Annotated in this window: 17 protein-coding genes and 1 riboswitch; of the genes, 7 read left to right on the top strand and 10 right to left on the bottom strand. The window is 66.5% G+C overall.

All coding sequences use genetic code 11. The annotated features are described in order from the left end of the window. The first annotated feature begins 98 nt into the window (after nucleotides 1-98). Nucleotides 99-971, top strand: a complete 873-nt coding sequence (locus tag ACXR2W_RS13070; RefSeq protein ID WP_458816459.1) for a sugar phosphate isomerase/epimerase family protein — start codon at nucleotides 99-101, stop codon at nucleotides 969-971. Nucleotides 972-1,044: 73 nt separating this feature from the next. On the opposite strand, the gene ACXR2W_RS13065 is transcribed toward ACXR2W_RS13070, so the two are convergent. From ACXR2W_RS13065 to ACXR2W_RS13055, 3 genes are all read right to left on the bottom strand, one after another. Further along, nucleotides 1,045-1,434 (bottom strand): hypothetical protein, encoded by a 390-nt coding sequence (locus tag ACXR2W_RS13065; RefSeq protein WP_458816461.1) that lies wholly within the window; start codon nucleotides 1,432-1,434, stop codon nucleotides 1,045-1,047. 81 nt (nucleotides 1,435-1,515) lie between these two features. After that, a complete protein-coding gene (locus tag ACXR2W_RS13060; protein WP_458816463.1) occupies nucleotides 1,516-2,979 on the bottom strand; it encodes a SulP family inorganic anion transporter in 1,464 nt (487 codons plus the stop codon). Between the two features lie 34 nt (nucleotides 2,980-3,013). Further along, nucleotides 3,014-3,775: a sulfite exporter TauE/SafE family protein gene (locus ACXR2W_RS13055; RefSeq protein ID WP_458816545.1), complete on the bottom strand. Its 762-nt coding sequence runs from the start codon at nucleotides 3,773-3,775 to the stop codon at nucleotides 3,014-3,016. A gap of 224 nt (nucleotides 3,776-3,999) precedes the next feature. On the opposite strand from ACXR2W_RS13055, the gene ACXR2W_RS13050 reads away from it, so the two are divergent. After that, on the top strand, nucleotides 4,000-5,442 hold the full coding sequence (locus tag ACXR2W_RS13050; RefSeq protein WP_458816465.1) for a sugar porter family MFS transporter: 1,443 nt from the start codon (nucleotides 4,000-4,002) through the stop codon (nucleotides 5,440-5,442). A 163-nt stretch (nucleotides 5,443-5,605) separates the two neighbouring features. Then, the gene (locus tag ACXR2W_RS13045) at nucleotides 5,606-7,078 is read left to right on the top strand and encodes a sugar porter family MFS transporter (protein ID WP_458816467.1); all 1,473 of its coding nucleotides are present in this window, start codon (nucleotides 5,606-5,608) and stop codon (nucleotides 7,076-7,078) included. Nucleotides 7,079-7,096: 18 nt separating this feature from the next. Here the strand turns inward: ACXR2W_RS13045 and pnuC are convergent, their stop codons facing one another. The 4 genes from pnuC to ACXR2W_RS13025 form a co-directional block, all read right to left on the bottom strand. Next, nucleotides 7,097-7,825: a nicotinamide riboside transporter PnuC gene (gene pnuC / locus ACXR2W_RS13040; RefSeq protein WP_458816547.1), complete on the bottom strand. Its 729-nt coding sequence runs from the start codon at nucleotides 7,823-7,825 to the stop codon at nucleotides 7,097-7,099. A gap of 76 nt (nucleotides 7,826-7,901) precedes the next feature. Continuing rightward, nucleotides 7,902-8,030: riboswitch (FMN riboswitch) on the bottom strand. A 79-nt stretch (nucleotides 8,031-8,109) separates the two neighbouring features. Beyond that, nucleotides 8,110-8,478: a hypothetical protein gene (locus ACXR2W_RS13035; RefSeq protein ID WP_458816469.1), complete on the bottom strand. Its 369-nt coding sequence runs from the start codon at nucleotides 8,476-8,478 to the stop codon at nucleotides 8,110-8,112. A gap of 140 nt (nucleotides 8,479-8,618) precedes the next feature. After that, on the bottom strand, nucleotides 8,619-9,626 hold the full coding sequence (locus tag ACXR2W_RS13030; protein ID WP_458816471.1) for a sugar phosphate isomerase/epimerase family protein: 1,008 nt from the start codon (nucleotides 9,624-9,626) through the stop codon (nucleotides 8,619-8,621). Between the two features lie 43 nt (nucleotides 9,627-9,669). Next, complete coding sequence (locus ACXR2W_RS13025) at nucleotides 9,670-10,857, bottom strand: Gfo/Idh/MocA family protein (RefSeq protein ID WP_458816473.1); 1,188 nt, start codon at nucleotides 10,855-10,857, stop codon at nucleotides 9,670-9,672. A 235-nt stretch (nucleotides 10,858-11,092) separates the two neighbouring features. Between ACXR2W_RS13025 and ACXR2W_RS13020 the strand changes: the two genes are divergently transcribed. From ACXR2W_RS13020 to ACXR2W_RS13005, 4 genes are all read left to right on the top strand, one after another. Beyond that, a complete protein-coding gene (locus tag ACXR2W_RS13020) occupies nucleotides 11,093-12,124 on the top strand; it encodes a LacI family DNA-binding transcriptional regulator (protein ID WP_458816475.1) in 1,032 nt (343 codons plus the stop codon). A gap of 313 nt (nucleotides 12,125-12,437) precedes the next feature. Further along, a complete protein-coding gene (gene iolG / locus ACXR2W_RS13015) occupies nucleotides 12,438-13,445 on the top strand; it encodes an inositol 2-dehydrogenase (RefSeq protein ID WP_458816477.1) in 1,008 nt (335 codons plus the stop codon). A 34-nt stretch (nucleotides 13,446-13,479) separates the two neighbouring features. Further along, a complete protein-coding gene (locus ACXR2W_RS13010; RefSeq protein WP_458816479.1) occupies nucleotides 13,480-14,256 on the top strand; it encodes a TIM barrel protein in 777 nt (258 codons plus the stop codon). Nucleotides 14,257-14,356: 100 nt separating this feature from the next. Further along, nucleotides 14,357-15,490: a LacI family DNA-binding transcriptional regulator gene (locus ACXR2W_RS13005; RefSeq protein ID WP_458816481.1), complete on the top strand. Its 1,134-nt coding sequence runs from the start codon at nucleotides 14,357-14,359 to the stop codon at nucleotides 15,488-15,490. A gap of 802 nt (nucleotides 15,491-16,292) precedes the next feature. Here the strand turns inward: ACXR2W_RS13005 and ACXR2W_RS13000 are convergent. From ACXR2W_RS13000 to ACXR2W_RS12990, 3 genes are all read right to left on the bottom strand, one after another. Next, entirely contained in the window at nucleotides 16,293-17,177 is an 885-nt protein-coding gene (locus ACXR2W_RS13000; protein ID WP_458816483.1) for a sugar phosphate isomerase/epimerase family protein, read from the bottom strand. A 101-nt stretch (nucleotides 17,178-17,278) separates the two neighbouring features. Continuing rightward, a complete protein-coding gene (locus ACXR2W_RS12995; protein WP_458816485.1) occupies nucleotides 17,279-18,331 on the bottom strand; it encodes a Gfo/Idh/MocA family oxidoreductase in 1,053 nt (350 codons plus the stop codon). 257 nt (nucleotides 18,332-18,588) lie between these two features. Next, entirely contained in the window at nucleotides 18,589-19,650 is a 1,062-nt protein-coding gene (locus ACXR2W_RS12990) for a LacI family DNA-binding transcriptional regulator (RefSeq protein ID WP_458816487.1), read from the bottom strand. Between the last annotated feature and the right edge of the window lie 58 nt (nucleotides 19,651-19,708).

The raw sequence follows: 19,708 nt of genomic DNA, 5'->3' as shown, positions 1-19,708 counted from the left end.
GTCAAGTGTTTCGGCAGTTGAACGCCGCGGCCGCCCCTCAACTGGCGAGTTGACAAACATAGAAGAATCAGAATCCACCCCCTTCCTAAGGAGTCACGATGGTACGCATTGCACTTGACCCAACGCCGTACAACAACACGGTGCACCTGCTCGACTTCCCTGACCTCGTCGCCCGCCTGGGCTATGAGTACTTGCAGCTCACCCCCAACCCCGACTTTGGGCGTCACTTTCACTACCCGAAGGTCGACACCGGAATGCTGCAGACGCTCAAGAAGAGGGCGGCAGACGCCGGCGTGACGATCACGTCGGTGCTACCCGTGCAGCGCTTCTCGTGGCCCGAGGAGCCGCAGCGTGAAGCCGCGGTGCGCAACATGAAGCGCTACATTGAGGTCGCGTCAGAGCTCGAGGTGCCGATGGTCAACACCGAGTTTTCGGGTCGGCCCGAGCGCTCGGAAGACTCCGAGGCTGGCTTCTACAAGTCGATGGAGGAGCTGATTCCCGTGCTTGAGCGCGCGGGGGTTCAGCTCAACATTGACCCGCACCCCGACGATTTCGTCGAGGACGGCCTTGAAGCATGGCGCATTATTCGTGGGCTTGACTCGACGCAGGTGGGTTTTGTTTACGTTGCCTCGCACTCGTTCCACATGGGCGACCGGGCTACAACGCTCATTCCCGAGCTGGGGGATCGCCTGGGCGCGGTCTACGCCGCAGACACGTTTGACCACAATCGTTCGAACGGGCTGCGCTACATCACGAATCCGCCCGGTAACGCGGTGCGCGTGCACCAGCACCTCGCGATCGGCGACGGCGACGTGAACTGGGATGAGCTGTTCGGCACACTCAAAGCGAGCGGCTACCTCGACCGCGAGGACGCGCTGATCGTGTCGAACGTGTTTGCAGAGGACGAGCGCGCCGACGAGTACTCACGCTCGCAGCTGGCGAAGCTACGCGAGCTGATCGCGGGCGCGTAACGGCACCCAGCGCTGCCCACGGGCGGTGCTGATGTGGGTGTACTTGAGGGCCTGCCCGTTACGGGGTGGGCCCTTAGTATTTCCAGCCGCGCTCGGCGGTGCCTGCCATCGCGGCGACCGCGAAGGACTCTTCGGTGCAGTCGCCACACGCCGGCGTGAATATGCGAACGGGGGCATCTAAGCCGTGGTGGGCGGCAGCCCAGGCGCGATGGTTCCCATCGATGAGCTCTAGACCTTGTGGGCCGTGGGTGGCGAGGATCGGCTCGAGGATCCCGTCACTGAGCACAGAAGCGATTACTCGCTGAAACCAGCCCGACGGTTCGAGCGGCTTGTGCGCACCCACCTCCGCGTACTGAACGTCTGACACGGGCCGCAAGTCATAGTCGCGTGAGCGCAGGGTGGCAACGGCGTGCGCAGGCAGTACGCGCTCGGTTACGCACTCGCTGCACGAAGCCTGTGGCATGATGGCAGGCCCCCCTCGATCAAGTCTGCGTGTTGGTCGATCGAGAACACTACGCGACGATGCCTGTGGCTTCCTGAAAAGTCACCCGAGAAATCCGCTGAGGCGATCGCGCAAACCGCTTGAGCGGGCGTCAAGTCCGACGAAAGTCACCTGAGTGCCGTGCTCTGCATACTTCGACTGCACCGAATCCAGAGCCGCAACGGTAGAGGCATCCCAGATCTGCGCCGCCGAAAAGTCGATGGTGACCGGCAACGCATCGTCCGCGTAGGTGAACTGTTCGACCAGGTCGTTGCTGCTGCCAAAGAAGAGCGGCCCGCGCACCGCATATATAACGGCATCGGCATGTGCGACGCGCGTGACCGTAACGACGTGGGCCACCCGGCGCGCAAACAGTACCATCGCGATCAGCACCCCGGCACCCACGCCGATTGCGAGATTGCCCGTGGCGACGACGATGGCCACGGTGGCCAACATCACGAACGTCTCCGAGCGCGGCATGCGTTTGAGGGTCGCGGGCCGCACGCTGTGAAAGTCGATGGTCGTTACGGCGACCACCATCATGATCGCCGCGAGCGCGACCATCGGAATCCGCTCCATCACATCGCTGAACACTGTGATGAGCGCGAGCAAGAATACTCCCGCCACAAACGTTGAAACTCTGGTGCGCGCCCGCCCCAGTTTGACGTTCACCATCGTCTGCCCGATCATGGCACAGCCCGCGATGCCGCCCCAAAAGCCCGCCAGAATGTTGGCGACGCCGAGGGCCCACGACTCGCGGCCCTTGTGTGAGCGGGTGCCTGTCATATCGTCGACGAGTTTCGCGGTGAGGAGCGTCTCCATGAGGCCCACGAACGCGATACTTAGAGCGGTCGGCCATACGATCGACAGGGTCTCAAGGTTGAGCGGTGCAAGCCACGGCGTGATCCCGGGGAGCCCGCCAGAGACGGGGCCCTGGTCGCCGACCGTCGGCACGGTCAGGTGGGCAACCATCACGATGGCGGTCACGACCATGATCGCGACGAGTGGCGCCGGCACGGCCGAGGTGACCCGCGGTAGCACGATCACAATGAGCAAGGTGAGCGCAAACAAGGAGTACACGAGCCACGGCACGCCAATCACATGCGGCAGCTGCGCGGTAAAGATCAAGATGCCCAGTGCGTTCACGAAGCCGATCATCACCGAGCGTGGAATGAACCGCATGAGGCGTGCGAGCCCCAGCACGCCAAACAAGATCTGCACGAGGCCCGCCAGCACGACGGCGGGCAGCAGGTACTCGACCCCGTGTTCACGGGTGAGCGGGGCGACGACGAGCGCGACGGCGCCTGCGGCGGCCGTGATCATGGCGGGCCTGCCGCCCAGGATCGACATCGATACGGCGAGCACGACCGAGGCGATGAGGCTCACTTTGGGGTCAACGCCGGCGATCACCGAGAACGAGATCACCTCGGGAATCAGAGCGAGCGTCGTGACAACGCCCGCGAGCACCTCGGTGGTGAGGAGCCGCGGCTTGCGCAGGGCCTGGAGCGTCGAGGGGGTTGAGGTCACCGCTCCACCCTACGCGCGATCCTCGTCTCGCGGTCTACGCGACCAGCAGGTACACCGCCCCGAGTACTGTGCACACGATCACGGCCCAGTCAAAGGTCTGCTGCTTCATGCGCGCGGCGATCCGGCGCCCGGCGAGCGCCCCCACGATCACGGCCGGGGCGAGTACGGCGTCAAGCACGAGTGCGCTCGGGGTGATGAGCCCCAGGCCGATCGAGACGGGCACCTTCGCGAGGTTGATGACGGCGAAGAACCAGGCCGCGGTGCCCAAAAACGCCTTCACGGGAAACCGCGCGGCAAGAAAGTACATCGACATCACGGGGCCCCCGGCGTTCGCGACCATGGTCGTGAACCCGCCCAGCGCGCCGTAGCCACTGCGCGCGACAGGCCCTGATCCGGTGCCTGAAGCGCCGGATCCACGCGCCGATCTGGCCCGCTGCCACAGCGTGACTGCGATCACGAGCAGCAGGATCACGCCGATGACGCGGCGCACCGAACCATCGTCGGCGAACGCGAGAAAGACGGCGCCGAGTGCGACGCCCGCGACGACCGCGGGGATCAGCCGCACGAGTGTGCCCCAGTCGGCGTGGCGACGGTAGGTGATGAGGGCGAACACGTCGCCGACGATCAAGAGCAGCAGAAGCGCGCCCGTCGACGCGCGGGCGGGCAGCACCGCCGCAAAGATCGCGATCGAGATCGTGTTGATGCCGGGCACTGCGGTTTTCGAGAAGCCGACGAGCAGCGCGGCGACGGCGAGCAGGGCCCACGCGACGGCGGGGAGGGTGGGCAGCATCGTCATCACTTGTACAGCCTAGAGCCGCCGACAACTTTGTTCAATTGTGTGAACAAATCAGCTAAGGGTCAAGGAGCGCCGTGGCGCGAGTGTGTCGCCCCATTTTGTTCGTTTGACAGGACATTGTTATGCTGCGGGAAAGCGCTACGAAATAAGCTCGTCGGCGTGAATACGACGAAGCACGGCCCGGCAGTTCTCCTGCGGCGCCGGGCACGACGAAGGAGTCAGTAATGGCCGCCCACACCCAGCCCCAGGGGGGTCTGCTGCCCGCGCTCACGAATGGGCCGCACAAGAAGCGGCTCGGAGTGGTCGCGCTGATCGCGACGTTCGGCGGCTTGCTGTTTGGCTATGACACGGGCGTGATTAACGGCGCACTGCGCCCGATGGCGGCCGAGCTGGGGCTCACCCCGTTCACCGAAGGTGTCGCCACGAGCGCTCTCGTGTTCGCCGCGGCGATCGGCGCAATGCTGTGCGGTCGACTGTCAGACGGGTGGGGTCGTCGCAAAGCCATCATCTTGCTGGCGGTCATTTTCTTCGTCGGCACAATCTTCGTGGTTGCTGCGCCGGGCCTCGGCATGCTCGTGCTCGGACGCGTCTTCTTGGGTCTTGCGGTCGGCGGCGCCTCGACCGTGGTGCCCGTTTTTCTCGCAGAGATGGCGCCCTATGAGATTCGCGGCTCCCTCTCGGGGCGCAATGAGCTCATGATCGTTGTGGGCCAGCTGGCGGCCTTCATTATTAACGCCATCATCGGTAACACGTTGGGGCACATCGAGGGCGTGTGGCGCATCATGTTCGCAATCTGCGCGCTCCCGGCGATTGTGCTCTTCTTCGGCATGCTGCGCATGCCCGAGTCGCCCCGGTGGCTCGTCGACAAGGGTCGTGTCGATGACGCTCTTGCGGTGCTCAAAACCGTGCGCCCTGAAGACCGGGCGGTCGCCGAGTTCACTGAGCTTACGAGTGTCACGGTGGTAGAGAACGGCGGCTCGCAGCTGGGCTGGCGTGCAATCTTTGCGAACAAGAACCTGTTGAAAATCGTGCTCATCGGCATTGGGGTGGGCGTTGCGCAGCAGCTCACCGGCATCAACTCGATCATGTACTTCGGCCAGACGGTGCTGGTTGAATCTGGCTTTGATGAGAGCGCGGCGCTCATCGCCAACATTGCACCGGGGGCAATCGCGGTGATCGGTGCTGTCATCGCGCTTGCGATGATGGATCGCTTCGACCGGCGCAAGACATTCATAGCGGGCTTCTCTCTGACGACCGTGAGCCACCTGCTGATTGGGGTCGCGTCGATGACGCTCGCGATTGATAACCCAGCTCGGCCCTGGGTGATTCTCACCCTCGTGGTCATCTTCGTCGGGTCTATGCAGACGTTCTTGAATGTCGCGACCTGGGTGTATCTTTCAGAGATCTTCCCACTGCACATGCGCGGGTTTGGCATGGGGGTCTCGGTGTTTGCGCTCTGGGTTACGAACGGCTTCTTGTCGCTCTACTTCTTGTCGCTCGTCGCCGCAGTTGGCATCACCGGCACCTTCTTTCTCTTCGCCGCCGTCGGGGCGCTCGCCCTGCTGTTTGTGTGGCGCTGCCTGCCAGAGACACGTGGCCGCACGCTTGAGGCGCTCGAAGAAGACGTGCGCACCGGTGCGATCTATGTCGCCAGACCCAAACGATAAATTTGAGGCCGTTCGCGTGCGCTAGAACACAAGACCCACCCGTGTGCGCGGCCGATTCGCAAAATAATGCGCGACTGGCTATTTTGTCCTTTTGACATGACATTGTTAGGGTGGGGGTGCCCGTGCGTAACCCGCCGGGCGCAACAGACAAAGGAGTCCCCTCATGTCAGCAGGTGCACCTAGCGCATCCCGCAAGACGCTGCCGCCACTCAGTACCGGTCCACACAGCAGGCGCCTGGGCGTCATTTCCATCATCGCCTGCTTCGGCGGGTTGCTTTTCGGTTACGACACCGGGGTGGCAAATGGTGCAGAAGGACCCATGCAGCTCGAGCTGGGGCTCTCAAACATTCAGCTCGGTCTGGTGATCAGTTCGCTCGTGTTTGCCGCAGCCGTGGGTGGGCTCGTCGGTGGCCGCCTCTCTGACAGTGTGGGGCGACGCAAGACCATTATTCTGTTGGCCGTGCTGTTCTTCCTCGGCACCATGCTCGTCATCTTCTCGCCGGGCGGGCCCGAGCACGGCACCCACACCACGCTCGGGTTCTCGATGCTGGTGGGCGGGCGCATCATGCTCGGGCTCGCCGTGGGCGGCGCCTCAACCGTGGTGCCCGTGTACCTCGCCGAGCTCGCGCCCTACGAAATTCGCGGCTCGATTACGGGCCGCAACGAGCTGGCCATCGTCTCGGGCCAGCTCGCCGCCTTTGTGATCAACGCCATCATCGCGACCACCCTCGGCGGCCACCTCGACGGGGTCTGGCGCATCATGTTCGCGGTGTGCGCGGTGCCCGCCGTATTCCTGTTCTTCGGCATGCTGCGCATGCCCGAGTCGCCACGCTGGCTGGTCGAGAAGGGCCGCCACGCTGAGGCACTCGCGGTGCTCAAGACCGTGCGCCCCGCCGATCGTGCCGCCGCAGAACTCGCCGAGGTGAAGGCGATCGGCGAGGCCGAGAAGACCGCCGCTCACACGGGGCTCAAGGCGATCCTGACGAACAAGTGGCTGTTTCGCATTGTGCTGATCGGCATCGGCGTGAGCATGATGCAGCAGCTCACCGGCATCAACTCGATCATGTACTACGGCACCCGCGTGCTCGAAGAGTCGGGCATGTCTGAGCAGCAGGCGGTGCTCGCCAACATCGCGTTCGGCGTGGTCGCTGTGATCGGCGGCATCATCGCGCTGCGCAACATGGACCGGATCGACCGCCGTAAGACCTTCCTCATCGGCCTGTCACTCACGACCACGTTCCACTGCCTCGTGGGCGTCGCCTCCATGCTGCTCGCCGACGACAACCCGGCACGCCCCTACGTGATCCTCGTGCTCGTGGTCGGCTTTGTTGCTTCGATGCAGACGTTCTTGAACGTCGCCGTGTGGGTGTGGCTCGCAGAGATCTTCCCGCTGCACATGCGCGGCATGGGCATTGGCATCTCGGTATTCTTTGGCTGGGCGACGAACGGATTTCTCGCGCTCTACTTCCCGTCACTCGTGGCCGGCATTGGCATCACCGGCTCGTTCTTCATCTTCGCCGCGATCGGTCTCGTGGCGCTCACGTTCGTGTGGCGTTTCGTGCCCGAAAGCCGCGGCGTGAGCCTCGAGAAGCTCGAGGAAGACGTCACCACCGGCGCAATCTACGTGCAGTCGTAGGCTGCTTTGTGATCCGGATCAGTGGGCCCGGGCGTCTTCGAGCGCCGGGCTCACCCTGGGGTCGGGCATGACCCGGTCGATGCGGGGCTTCGCGCCCTGTTGGGCGCGGGCCCACACGACGAAGCCGACCGCGGTGAACGCGCCGTAGAAGACATACATGAGACCTGTCGCGTAGTAGCCCGAGCTAAACAGCAGGGGCACGCCGACGATGTCGACGGCGATCCAGATCAGCCAGAACTCCGTCCACCCCTTCGCCATGCCGTAGGTGGCGAGCAGCGAGCCTACGAAGGTCCACGCGTCGGCCCACACCGGATCCCATGACCCGAGCGCGCGAAACAGTGGGGTCAGCGCGACCGTACCCAGCACGAGCGCGAGCACGAGCCCCACGCGGGTGCCGTTCGACGCCCAGCGCGGGGTCACCTGGCCGCCACCGCCACCGCTACTGTCTCGGCTTGCCTGCCGCCAGCGCACCCAACCGTAGATCGCGACCGTGATGAACATGACCTGCCTGCCAGCCTGGCCGAGCAGGCTCGGTAGGGCATGATCCGGGGCGAGAATTGAGCCGAGAAACACGGTGAGCAACAGCAGATTGCCCACGATGCCCACGGGCCAGGCCCAGATCTTGCGGCGCATGCCGCCGAACGCGCTCGCGAGCCCGAACGCGTTGCCGACCACCTCGCGCACGAGCAGAGTCTGCCCGCCGGGCAGCACCCAGTGGGAGTTGAAGGCGTCGATCAGCCAGTGCAATGTTTCTCCTCTCGTCGATGCAGCCGAGGAGAACGCGGGTGCGCGCAGGGTCGTGCCTACGCCAATTGCTCCCACGCCCGTGCTTCTCTCATCCAGACTGTAACTGTCGGTACCGGAGTTTCACCGGTTCAACCTTGGCCCTTGCGGGCCTCGGGTCGCGGACTATCACCGCCGGTTCGGAATTTCACCGACCCCGGAGCACGTTTGTGTATCAAGTAGAAGTGTAGCCGACGGGTTCTATTCCAGGGCCGTTGCAGGCGCGAGGCGAGGTGAGCGTGACCGCGCTACTCCGCGGTAGCGTCGACGACGCCGGTGAAGCGAGAGCCCACGCCGTAGGTGAACTCGCGGTGCGCGCCAGCATCCGCGGGCTTTGGCAGCTCACTGAGGTCGTGGTCGAAGCAGGCGAGCATGGTGAACTCGGGCCACCACTTCTTGGGGCGGGCCTGCTCGGCGTACCCGCAGACCGCGCACTCGAGCGTCACCCAGACGGGCTTCTTGCCGGTGCGGTTGGCGCGCGACTGCGCGAGCCAGGCGGGCGGGTTTTGGTCGATCTCGTCGAGCTCGGCCTGAGTTAGGTGCGCGGGCAGGCCGTGACGCTTCGCCATTTCGAGCGAGATGTCGAGCTTGAGGGCAGCGTCGTAGAGGGAAGGCATCCCTCAAGGGTACGCGGGTTGCCTGCGGCCCGTGAGCGGGGGCCTGCGGTGTGGCCCGGGTGCTTCGTGCTTGCTGCGTGTGCTCCGGATCGCAAGAGCTGATCCGGAGCACACGTCGGCTGCAACCTGGCCGAGGCCGGTTACAGCGAGGCCGTGAGTGCGGTGTCGGCGTCGCGCAGCACCTGCGCGGCGACCTCGAGGCCCTCAATGCGGCCGAGCGAGACGTCTTCGTGCTCGATGTTGACCCACATCTCGGGGTCGACCTCGCGCAGCGCGCGCAAGAACTCGGTCCAGAACGCGGTGTCGTGGCCGCGGCCGAGCGCCACGAAGTCCCACGCCGAGTTCTTGGGCCACTCGTTGGCCCACTCGTCGCCACCCAGGTTGGTGCGCGGCTCGTTCGGCGCAAGTCGGCGGAACGAGTTGTCGAGCACGCCGTTGATGCTCGCCCACTCGGGGTTCACGCGCACGTCTTTGGCTGCGGCGTGGAACACGAGCTCGCCGAGGTGGCGCACCACCGTGACGGGATCCATCTGCTGCCAGAACAGGTGCGAGGCGTCGAGCTCAACGCCCACGTGTGTGGCGCCGGTGAGCTCGATCAGTTTGTGCACGTCGGCCGAGTTGAACACGAGGTTCTGCGGGTGCAGCTCGAGCGCGACCTTCACGCCGTACTCGGCGGCGAACCGGTCGGTCTCGCGCCAAAACTTTGCCGCGACGTCCCACTGGTAGTCGAGCACGTCGAGCGCAGCGGAGTTCCAGGCGTTGACGACCCAGTTCGTGACGCTCGCACCGGGCTCGCCGCCGGGCAGCCCCGACATCGTAACGACCCGATCCTGCCCGAGCCGCTGGGCAAGCTGGATCGAGCGGCGCACGTCGTGGGCGTGCGCGTCGCCGATCGCGGCCTTGGGGTGCAGCGGGTTGCCGTTGCAGTTGAGGCCCGCCGGGCTCACGCCCGTGCCCTCGAACAGGCCGAGAAAGTCGTCGCGCGCGGTGTCAGAGACGAGAATCTCGTCGAGGGTGGGAATGTGCTGGGCGGGCAGAAACCCGCCCGAGTTCAGCTCGATGCCGGTGAGGCCGAGGCGCTGCACGACCGCGATTGCTTCGGGGAGGCTGCGGTCATGCAGGATCGCGTTGTAGACGCCAAGTTTCATGGTGTGTGCTGCTTTCGATTCGTAAGTTGAGCTGCGGCCGCGCTTAGACTGCGACGGCCTGGCCGTTCTGTGCGGCCGACTCGGCGACCGCCGCGAGAAACTCCATGTTGTGCACGCCGTCGTCGAAGGTGCGGCAGCGCGGCAGCGACTCGGCCTCGGGCAGCCCCGCGACCTCCTCGAGAAACGCGCGTGCCTGGTGCACGAACAGGTCGTTCTGGCCGATACCGACGCCGGGGGCGTCCATCGCCCAGCCGCCCGCGTAGCCGGGGTGGGCCGGGCCGAGCGGCACGGTGCGGTAGCCGGCGAGGTCGCCCTGCTCGTCGTGCAGCATGACCTCCACCTGTGACGGGTTTGTCTGCGCCCAGCGGGCGGCACCCTTTGAGCCAAACACCTCGAGGAACAGGTCGTTGGGGTGGCCCGCCGCGACGCGCGACACCTCGAGGGTGCCCACGCAGCGCTCAAACTTTGCGTTGAAGGTGGCGTAGTCGTCGTTGGTGACGGGCGCGGTCTCGTCGCTGACGTTACCGCGGGTGTGCCCCACGACCTGCCCCAGCGGCTTTGGCCGCTCGGTGATGGACGTGTGGAACCGGCCACCCGAGACCTCTTGCACCTCACCGCACAGGTACTCGGCGATGTAGCTGAGGTGGCTGCCCACGTCGCCCAGCGCGCCCGACCCCGCGGGGCCCTGGTAACGCCAGCTGATGGGGGCGTCGGGGCGGCAGCCGTAGTCCGTCCAGTAGCGGCCCGAGAAGTGCAGCACCTCACCGAGTCGGCCGTCGTCAATGAGCTGGCGCATGAACGCGATGCCGGGGGAGCGCAGGTAACTGAACCCGATGCGGGCGACGATGCCGCGCTCGGCAGCCGCGCGAGCGTCTGCCGCCATGGCACGGGCGTCTTCGATGGTGTCACTCAGCGGCTTCTCGCAGAGCACATGCTTGCCCGCGGCGAGCAGGCCCGCCACGATCTCGCGGTGCAGGGAATTGGCGACGACGACGCTCACCACGTCGATGTCGTCGGCGGCTGCGATGGCGCGCCAGTCGCTCTCGTGGCGTTCGAAGCCAAACCGCTTTGCCGCTTCTTGGCCTAGCGGGGCGTACACGTCGCCGATCGCGACGAGGCGAATCTCGGGCAGTGTGGGGCTGTAGACGGTGGAGGCTGCGCGGTAGGCGGCGGCGTGTGCCTTGCCCGCCATGCCGGCGCCGATGACGGCTACGCCGATTGATGTGGTCACGGGTGGTCCTTTCGATTGCGTCGTTGCGACGAAGGGGGCGCAGGCGATAGCGTTAGACCCATCGTTGGAGCGCTCCAATGGAGATTACGGTAACCCGAATCGAATTGTTCTGTCAATATGAATTCAGCGTGTCTTGAGGGGCGGCCGCGAAACGCGTCACAGCACGCACGAACAACACGCACGCACGCACAACACGAACAACACGCGCTCACAGCACGCGAGAGGAGAAGTCGACATGGCCACCGCAAAGCGAGCCACGATCTACGATGTCGCCGAACGCGCGGGCGTCTCAAAGTCCCTCGTCTCGCTCGTGCTGCGCGGCTCGCCCCGGGTGAGCGCAGAAAAACGCGAGGCCGTGCTGGCCGCCGCTGCCGCGCTGAACTACACGCCGAGTCGCCTCGCCGCCGGCCTCGCGGGCACCCGCACCCGCAGCGTCGGCGTGGTGATTGACGATTTCGCCAACCTCTGGTTCGTCGAGGCGCTGGCGGGCCTGCGCCAGGCGCTCGCCGCGGGCGGGTACACGCTCAGCGTCGCCGACGCGCACCTCAACGCCCACCTGGGCGTCGACCCGCTCGAGGCGTTTGCGTCGCTGCGTGTCGACGGCCTCGTGCTCGCGGGCGAGGCTGCGGCCGCCGCGGTTGCTCGCAGCGGTATTCCGGCCGTCGTGCTCGGCGTGCGCGCGCTCGAGAGTGAGCTGCCGCAGCTGCCCGTGGTGCACAGCGACGAGGTCGAGGGCGGCCGCATTGCGACGCGGCATCTCGCGCAGCTCGGCCACCGTGCCATCGCGTGCGTGTCGGGCCCCGGGGCGAGCGCGGCGCAGCGCGAGCGCGGCTACACCGAGGCCATGCGCGAGCTCGGCCTCACGCCCACCGTACTGCGCGCCCCCAACACGGGCGAGGCCGCCGCCCGCGAGGTCGCGCGCGGGCTGCTCGCGGCGAGTCCTCCGCGGGGCGCGGGGTCGCTCGAAGCGCCACCGGCCGCAGTTTTTGCCGTAAATGACCCGATGGCGGCGGGCGTCATTGGGGCTGCGCGCGAGCTGGGGCTCGCGGTACCGCAGGATCTCTCGGTCGTAGGGTACGACGACTCGCCGCTCGCGAGCTACGGGCTCGTCTCGCTCACCACGGTGAGCGGCGACCCGCGAGAGCTAGGCGAGGCCGCGGGGCACGCGCTCGCCGCAAAGCTCGAGGGTGACACGAGCCGGATCGAGTCGCGCAGCTTCACGCCGCGGTTGGTGCAGCGTGATTCGACGGCCGCGCCTAGGGCGTGAATCGCGTCACCAAACCCAACTGCAGGCGCTTGTGCCTGACTCGTGCCTGACTCGTGGCTGTCCAACCGTGACGAACATAAAATATGCGCGACGAATTCCGCTTCTGGGTCGGGTATAAGCGGAAGTAGTCGCGCATATTTTTGGGAGACCAAGCCAAGCTTCCTGGCGCAAGGCGCGGATAGAAGTTGTTGGCGCGCAAAATTGGGTGGTCACTTGTCTTGGCGCAGCCCCGTTTGGGCCCTACAATGATTCCATTGTCCTATCAATTTAGATCGTGCTAAATCGGCGCGATCGAGACCCCAAGGGGATCGCAATGACGCAGCAGCCCGTACGTTTTGGACTCATCGGCACCGGCCGAATCGGCCAGGTTCACGCGGCCACCATCGCCGCCATGCCCGAAGCCACCCTGTCGTGGGTCGCAGACCCGTTCATCGCTGGCGCCGAGAGTGTCGTCGCTCGCTTCGGTGGTACCGCGACCGCCTCGCCCGAAGAGCTCATCGCATCGGGCGAGATCGACGCCGTGCTCATCGCATCGCCGACCCCCACCCACGTCGACCTCATCGAGGCTTCGATCAAGGCGGGCCTGCCCGTGCTGTGCGAGAAGCCCATCGACCTCGACATTGCGCGGGTCGACGCGCTGCGCCCGCTCGTGGCCTCGTCGGGTGTGCCCGTCGCGCTCGGATTCAACCGCCGCTTTGATCCGGATTTTGCCAGCGCACGTGCCCGCGTGGCCGCCGGAGAAATTGGCGACCTCGAGCAGCTCATCATCATTAGCCGCGACCCCGCGGCGCCGCCGGCAGACTACGTGAAGGTGTCGGGCGGCATCTTCCGTGACATGACGATTCACGACTTCGACATGGCCCGCTTCTTCTTGGACGGCATTGTCGAGGTGCAGGCGACGGGCACGCAGGCGTTCGACGCCGGTGCGAAGCAGCACGGCGACTTTGACACCGCGGTCACCACGCTGCGCGCAGAATCGGGGGCGGTCGTCACGATCGTCAACTCGCGCCACAGCGCGATCGGCTACGACCAGCGCATCGAGGCGTTTGGTGCGAAGGGCATGCTGCAGGTCGCGAACGAGCCGACGAGCCTCGTGAGCCTGTCGACCGCAGACGCCGTCGAAGCGAAGCCCGCCTACGGCGAGTTCTTCCTCGAGCGCTACAAGGATGCGTACGCGCTCGAGCTCGTCGAGTTCGTGAAGCTGGTGCGCGGTGAGGCGTCGACGAGCCCCACATTTGAAGACGGCCGCGCCGCCCTCATTCTCGCCGATGCCGCGCAGCGCTCGGCCACCGAGGGTGTCGCCGTCAAGGTTGAGCTCTAGCCGCGCGCTGGCGTCTGGGACAGGGAGCATATTCATGACGAAGTACCGGTTGGCGGCCTGCGCCGAGATGCTGTTTCTGGACCTGCCATTCGAGGAGCGCGTGGCGCGCATTCACGAACGGGGGTTCCTCGTAGAGATCTGGGACTGGAGCAATAAGGACCTCGCGGCGCTGAAGGCGACCGGGGCTGAGTTCTCGTCGATGACCGGGTACCTGCGCGGTGATCTGACGACGGCTGCGGGCCGGGCCGAGCTGCTCGCCACTGCCCGTGAATCACTCGCGGCGGCAGAAATCATCGACTCGCCCCGCCTCAACCTCCACGGCACCGGCCTGGGCGAGGGCGGCATTCCCGTCGTCGCGCACTCCGACGTGAGCGGCGAGGACTGGGTGCACGCCGCCGAGACGCTGCGCCAGGTGGCCGAGCTTGGGACGGCGGCCGGCCGCACGTTTGTGCTCGAGAACCTCAATCTCGCGGTCGATCACCCGGGTACCCCGTTTGCGCGTGCCGCTGACACGCTCGCGCTCGTGCGCGGGGTCAATCACCCCAACCTGCGGCTCAACCTCGACCTGTACCACGCGCAGATCGGGGAGGGCAACCTCGTGTCGCTCGTCACCGAAGCGCTGCCCTGGATCGGCGAGATTCAGGTGGCCGACGTGCCGGGCCGGTGCGAGCCGGGCACGGGCGAGATTCGCTACGAAGCCGTCGCACGAGCACTGCGCGAGCTGGGCTACGACGGCGTGATTGGCATGGAGGCGTGGGCGAGCGGCGACCCCGAGGCCGCGCTCGACGCGTTCAAGGCGGCGTTCGCGTAGTTCGCGGGGCGGGCGGGGCTCGCGGGGCGGGCCTGACGGGGCTCGCGGGGCGGGTTGTCGGGCCGTGCTCCCGTAAGATGATCGGGTGCAAGGAGGTGCCATGACTGACCCAACGAAGGCCGCAGCCGCGCCCCAGCGCAAGCAGCAACAGGCCGCGCCCCGCAGCGCGCCCCAGCGCCCGCCCACCATTCGCGATGTGGCCCGCGAGGCCGACGTGTCGAAGTCGCTCGTGTCGCTGGTCTTCAATGGCGGCGAGAACGTGAGCGAAGAGCGTCGACTGCGCGTGCTGCACGCCGCCGAGCGCCTCGGCTACCGCCCCAACCTGGTCGCACAGTCGCTGTCGGCCGGCAAGCGAGACTTCGTCGCGATTCTCGTCTCAAACCTGCATAACCCGCTGTTCGCCGAGATCGTGGGGGCAGCGCGGGCGCAGCTTGCCGACGCTGGTCGTCGCACCATGATCGTGAGTGCCCAGGTCGATGACGGCGACGGCGCCGCGATGCTCGATCAAGACAATATTGCGATGCTGCGCGACCTGCGCCCCTCGGGGTTGATCACGGTCGGCACCATCCCCGGATTCGCTGAGCTCACCGACTTTGCGGCCACGATTCCCACCGTCGTTGCCAGCGCGATCGATGCGACGCCCGACGTCCTCGCCACCGTGCGTAGCGACGACAACGCGGGCGTCGACCTCGTCGTCGCGCACCTCGCGCACCAGGGCGTCACGCGCATCGCGCTCGTCGGCGGCCGCGGCGGTACGGTGTCGGCCTCGCGAGCCGCGGCGTTCACCGCGTCAATCGAGCGCCGCGGCCTCGCCGCCGACTCGTGGGTCGAGACCGCCGACTTTACCGAGGCTGGCGCGCACCGCGCGGTCGAGCGCATGCTCGCCGATGGCCGCCTGCCCGAGGCCATCATTGCCGTCAACGACCTCGCTGCGATCGGCGCGATCACCGCGCTCGAGGCGGCCGGTATCGCGGTGCCCGGCGGCTGCCGCGTCGCGGGCTACGACGACACGACGCTCGCCGCGATCCCGCGCATCTCGCTCACGAGCGTCGACCCCGGCAATCGCCGCATCGGCCGCGACGCCGCGACCGCGCTGCTCACCGCGCTCACGGAGCTCGATGGTCCCGCCGCTCATTCGGCTCCGGATCAGGCCGTGCCGCCCAACCCGCACCGCGGCCTCGAAGTGCTCATCGAGCCACGGCTCGTGGTGCGCGGGTCGACTACCGCGGGCTAGCTCCGCCGAGGCGGCACACACGGCGGCAGTACACCGCTGTAGCTGTAGCTGTAGCTGTAGCTGTCGCTGCCGCCGTCGCTGCCGCCGTCGCTGCGGGCCCGTGCCGGTTAGGAGCTGAGTTGACCGGTTGGAGCTGATTTCGCAGCATGCGGTATCAAAAGTGTTGAATTCATGCGGTCTTTGGGTGCAAACGTGGTCACTAACGCACCGTGTTCCGCAACCAAGTGACCACGTCGACTGACGTGTATGAGTTCGAGTGAGATGTATGCTTTCGTGACCATTTACCGCCTCAATTACATACATCTCACTCGAACGCATACATGAAAGTCGCTCTGGTGTCGGGAACACCGCCAGTCGGCGCTGCAGGTTGATCCACCGCGTTCACGCGACGCGACCATGTTCACCCATGCCTACGATTTCGACCTACGCCTACGAAAACTGCGGTTGTTTGGCTGCGAAATCATGGGCGCAGAGGTCGGAATCATAGGCGCGAGTGGGCAGCGCCGACTTTGCACACACTTACACAGACACAGACACAGACACAGACACAGGCACAGGCACAGGCACAGGAGCCGAGCTCAGTGGCTTCGTGTGATCGTGCGCGTAGTCAAGCCGAGGGGGTCCATGCCTGCGCGCCGATGATTGGCCGGGGATCATTGGCCGAGGAGACAATATCTAGGTGGTCACTAATTCGGTCAACTCAGGTGCGCGGGTCTACCACCGCGGGCTAGCTCCGCCGAGGCGGCAAGCACGGCGGCAGTACACCGCTGCCGCTGTCGCTGCCGCTGCGTGCCCGTGCGGGTTAGGAACTGAGCCGGCGGTCTGCCTCGGCGAAGCAGGCGAGTGCGGCGTCGCGGGCCTGCGTGAGCCCGTCTGTCAGCGGCAGCGTGCGGTGGTGGTCAGACAGTATTTCGACACCCCACGGGCCCGAGAATCCCGTCGCGCGCACCGCATTAATGAACGCGGGCACGTCGAAGCTGCCCGTGCCGGGCAGCAGGCGGCGGTGAATCGTGTCTTCAAATAGCGTGCCCACCACCTCAGAGTGGGCGTCGTTGAGCTCGACCGAGAAGACGTACTCGCCGGGCAGGCGTTCGGCGATGACGGCATAGTCGGTGCCTGGCCTGGCGACGTGCCAAATGTCGAGGCACAGCCCGCCCGCCGGGTGCGCCACCTGCGTCACGAGCTCGATGCCCATCTCGAGCGAATCGCCGTAGCTGGCGAACGGCAAGAACTCGAGGGCGACGCGCGTGCCGTGCTCGGCCGCCTCGACTGCGAGGGCTTCAAAGCTCTCGGCGAACTGTGCCGGGTCGACGGGGCGGCCTGTCGTTTCGGGGCCGATCTTGATGGTTTGCGCGCCCAGCGCCTCGGCGGCGGTAAAGATGTCGCGTCGCACCCGGTCAGATTCGGCCTGGCGGTCGTCGTTCGCCCACCAGTTCTCGATGAGTTCGAGTTCTAGGTGCTTGATGCCGTGGTCGGCGAGCATGCTGCCAAGGTCGGCGAGCGTGCCCGGGCCCGCAAGATACGCCTCGAGGTCTGCGTGCACGAGGCCGAACCCCTGCCAGCCACCCTGCGCGGTGGCGGCGATGCGTTCTGCGAGGGCGATCGGGCTGCGCGAGCGGTCGGGGAGCGGCAGGGCGGTGCCCGCGGTGGTCCAACAGGTTGCGAGTAGTTCGGGTGTGGCAGGCATGGTGCTCCTAGTGCGAGAGGGGTGGCGGTGCGGCGAAGGGCGCGCTGAGGGTGCGCCGACGACGCGACAGCGTGTGCAGTGTGCAGTGGGCAGGGTGAGCCTTACGCGAGCGTACCGTCGGCCCGCAGCACGACGGGGCGCTGCTGATCGACCGAGGCGATGCACGCGAGCGCGATGGCGAGAGCGGCGCGTGCGTCTTCTCCGCAAGCGGGGGTGGTGAGGGGGAGCCGGGATCCGGCACTGATGTGTTCTGTGCCGCGCGCCGCCGCGGCAAACGAAACGAGCTCATCGGTGTAAGCCTGATGAAACAGGTCGATGTTGAGGCGGGTGGTGGCGCTTGTGGCCCCCGCGGCCGAGAAATGGCGGGCGCTTGAGGCGTGTACGTCGCCCGCGGTGACCATGCCGGCCGAGCCAAACACCTCGCCACGAACGTCGTAGCCGTAGGCGGCTGAGAAATTTGCTTCGGCAGTTGCCATGGCGCCGTTGTCGTAGCGAATCGTCACGACCGCCGTGTCGAGCAGGCCCGCGTCCTTGAACTCGGGCGCAACGAGTGCGTCAGCCATCGCGAACACCTCGACAGGCCGGGCACCCGCGTTCAACCAGTTGAGGGTGTCGAAGTCGTGAATGAGGGTTTCGAGAAAGATGGTCCAGGGTTTCACGGCCCCCGGGTTTGCGAGCCCCGGGTCACGGGTGACGGAGCGCATGAGTTGCGGGGTGCCGACGCCGCCTGACGCGATGATCTCGCGTGCTGCAGCAAAATCTCGGGCAAAGCGTCGATTGAAGCCCGTGCGCAGGGGTACCCTCGCGGTGTGAGCGGCAGCAATCGCCCGATCGGCATCGGCGAGGGTGAGCGCCATGGGTTTCTCGACGAACACGGCCTTGCCGGCCTGCGCCGCTGCGACTACGAGGTCGGTGTGAGTGAAGGCAGGGGACGAGATGACGACGCCGTCGACGTTGGAGTCAGCAATCAGGTCAGCCGGATCGAGGTACGTGCGGGTCACCCCGAGTGGTGCGGCTACGCGTTCAGCAGCTCCAGGTTGCGGGTCGGCGACGGCCGCGAGGCAGGCGCCGGGAATGCGTTGGGCGATGGTCTCGGCGTGAAACGCGCCGATCCAGCCTGATCCGATGAGTCCGAGACGTGCGGTTGCGGTCATTGTTCGCTCCTTTGCGTATGCGCGCGAGTGGGTTTGGGTGTGGGTGTGGGTGTGAGCCCGTGGCGAGGCGAGATGCTGGGATGCCGCCAACTCCGGCCGTTCAGCAGAGACTAGCACGTGCTAGTTCGGGTGGGAAGTGGGTTGACGTCTCTCTGGGGGCCGGGGCCGCGACTGCAACGCCGACTCGGGCATCGATCCAGCTCCAAGCATCAGTTTTCCCCGGAAATTGATGCTTGGAGCTGGATTGGTGGGCCTGGCTAGACTCGGGTCGCGGCAGGTGCGGCAGGTGCGGCGGGCGCGGCAGTGCTCGCGCGCAGGGTGAGCGTGGGGGTTACGTGCAGCCTGGTGGGGGCGGCGTCGGGGTGCTCGAGCCTCGCATGCACGGTCTCGATGGCGAGCTGCGCCATGCGGTCGGGGTCTGGTCGCACACTTGTGAGCTGAACGAACGGCAGCGCCGCCGCGCTACTGTCGTCAAAGCCGATGATCGACACGTCTTCGGGCACGCGCACCCCCGCGCGCACCAGCGTCTGCAGCGCACCAATCGCACAGTGATCGTTCACGCAGATCAGCGCGGTGGGGGCGGGGCGAAGCTCGGCGAGGAGCGCGGTGGCGGCCAGGTGCCCGCCCTCCTCGGTGAAGGCGCTCGGGACGATCCGGCTCGAAAAACCCAGCGAGCGCATGGCGTCGCGGTACCCAGTGAGGCGCTCGGCGGCGTTGGGGCCCGCCTCGGGCCCCACGTACGCGATGCGCTCGTGGCCGAGCGCGGCGAGATGCTCGACAGCGAGGGCGATGCCCGAGCGGTTCTCGACATCGACGCTGTCGTGCGGCTCGGGGGAGGCGGGGCCGCCGAGCAGCAGGGTGGGGATCCCCGCGGGGAGGCCGATGAACTCTTCGTTGCCCTCGTGCGCGTCGAGCACGATGAGCGCCTCAATGCGCTGCCGCATGAGCTCAGCGAGAGCGGTTTCTTGTGAGCGAGACGCGCTCATCGTGCTCAGGGCGAGCGCGAATCCGCGTTCGGCGGCGCGACGGTACAGGGCTTCGACGAGGTCGACCTCGAAGGGCTGCCGCATGGTGAAGAGCACGCCGATCTGGCCGCTGCGGCGCCGGCGCAGCATGCGCGCCGAGTCGTCGGGGTGGTAGCCGAGCTCGCGTGCCGCGGCCAGAATGCGCTCGCGTGAGGCCTCGCTCGCGCCGGGGGCGCCGCGCAGCACGATCGACACGAGCTGCCGCGAGAGACCGACGCGCTCGGCCACGTCGCGCATGGTGGGGCGGACGTGGGGAGCGGCTGAGGCGGGGGGCGCGTCGTCACGGGAGGTCACGCGTCTATCGTGCCACGGCGGGGCGCCCGCGTGCGAGGTTGACGAACCAGGCACCATG

Source organism: Leucobacter faecis (genome assembly GCF_054456695.2).
The sequence above is the reverse complement of the archived record's forward strand: the minus strand, read 5'-3'. Positions and strand labels throughout refer to the sequence as shown.

What these genes read in the sequence shown, in the direction of transcription:
- ACXR2W_RS13070 (WP_458816459.1), top strand. Translation starts at nt 99, where the DNA reads ATGGTACGCATTGCACTTGACCCAACGCCGTACAACAACACGGTGCAC.
- ACXR2W_RS13065 (WP_458816461.1), bottom strand. Translation starts at nt 1,434, where the DNA reads ATGCCACAGGCTTCGTGCAGCGAGTGCGTAACCGAGCGCGTACTGCCT.
- ACXR2W_RS13055 (WP_458816545.1), bottom strand. Translation starts at nt 3,775, where the DNA reads ATGACGATGCTGCCCACCCTCCCCGCCGTCGCGTGGGCCCTGCTCGCC.
- ACXR2W_RS13050 (WP_458816465.1), top strand. Translation starts at nt 4,000, where the DNA reads ATGGCCGCCCACACCCAGCCCCAGGGGGGTCTGCTGCCCGCGCTCACG.
- ACXR2W_RS13045 (WP_458816467.1), top strand. Translation starts at nt 5,606, where the DNA reads ATGTCAGCAGGTGCACCTAGCGCATCCCGCAAGACGCTGCCGCCACTC.
- ACXR2W_RS13035 (WP_458816469.1), bottom strand. Translation starts at nt 8,478, where the DNA reads ATGCCTTCCCTCTACGACGCTGCCCTCAAGCTCGACATCTCGCTCGAA.
- ACXR2W_RS13030 (WP_458816471.1), bottom strand. Translation starts at nt 9,626, where the DNA reads ATGAAACTTGGCGTCTACAACGCGATCCTGCATGACCGCAGCCTCCCC.
- ACXR2W_RS13020 (WP_458816475.1), top strand. Translation starts at nt 11,093, where the DNA reads ATGGCCACCGCAAAGCGAGCCACGATCTACGATGTCGCCGAACGCGCG.
- iolG (WP_458816477.1), top strand. Translation starts at nt 12,438, where the DNA reads ATGACGCAGCAGCCCGTACGTTTTGGACTCATCGGCACCGGCCGAATC.
- ACXR2W_RS13010 (WP_458816479.1), top strand. Translation starts at nt 13,480, where the DNA reads ATGACGAAGTACCGGTTGGCGGCCTGCGCCGAGATGCTGTTTCTGGAC.
- ACXR2W_RS13005 (WP_458816481.1), top strand. Translation starts at nt 14,357, where the DNA reads ATGACTGACCCAACGAAGGCCGCAGCCGCGCCCCAGCGCAAGCAGCAA.
- ACXR2W_RS13000 (WP_458816483.1), bottom strand. Translation starts at nt 17,177, where the DNA reads ATGCCTGCCACACCCGAACTACTCGCAACCTGTTGGACCACCGCGGGC.
- ACXR2W_RS12995 (WP_458816485.1), bottom strand. Translation starts at nt 18,331, where the DNA reads ATGACCGCAACCGCACGTCTCGGACTCATCGGATCAGGCTGGATCGGC.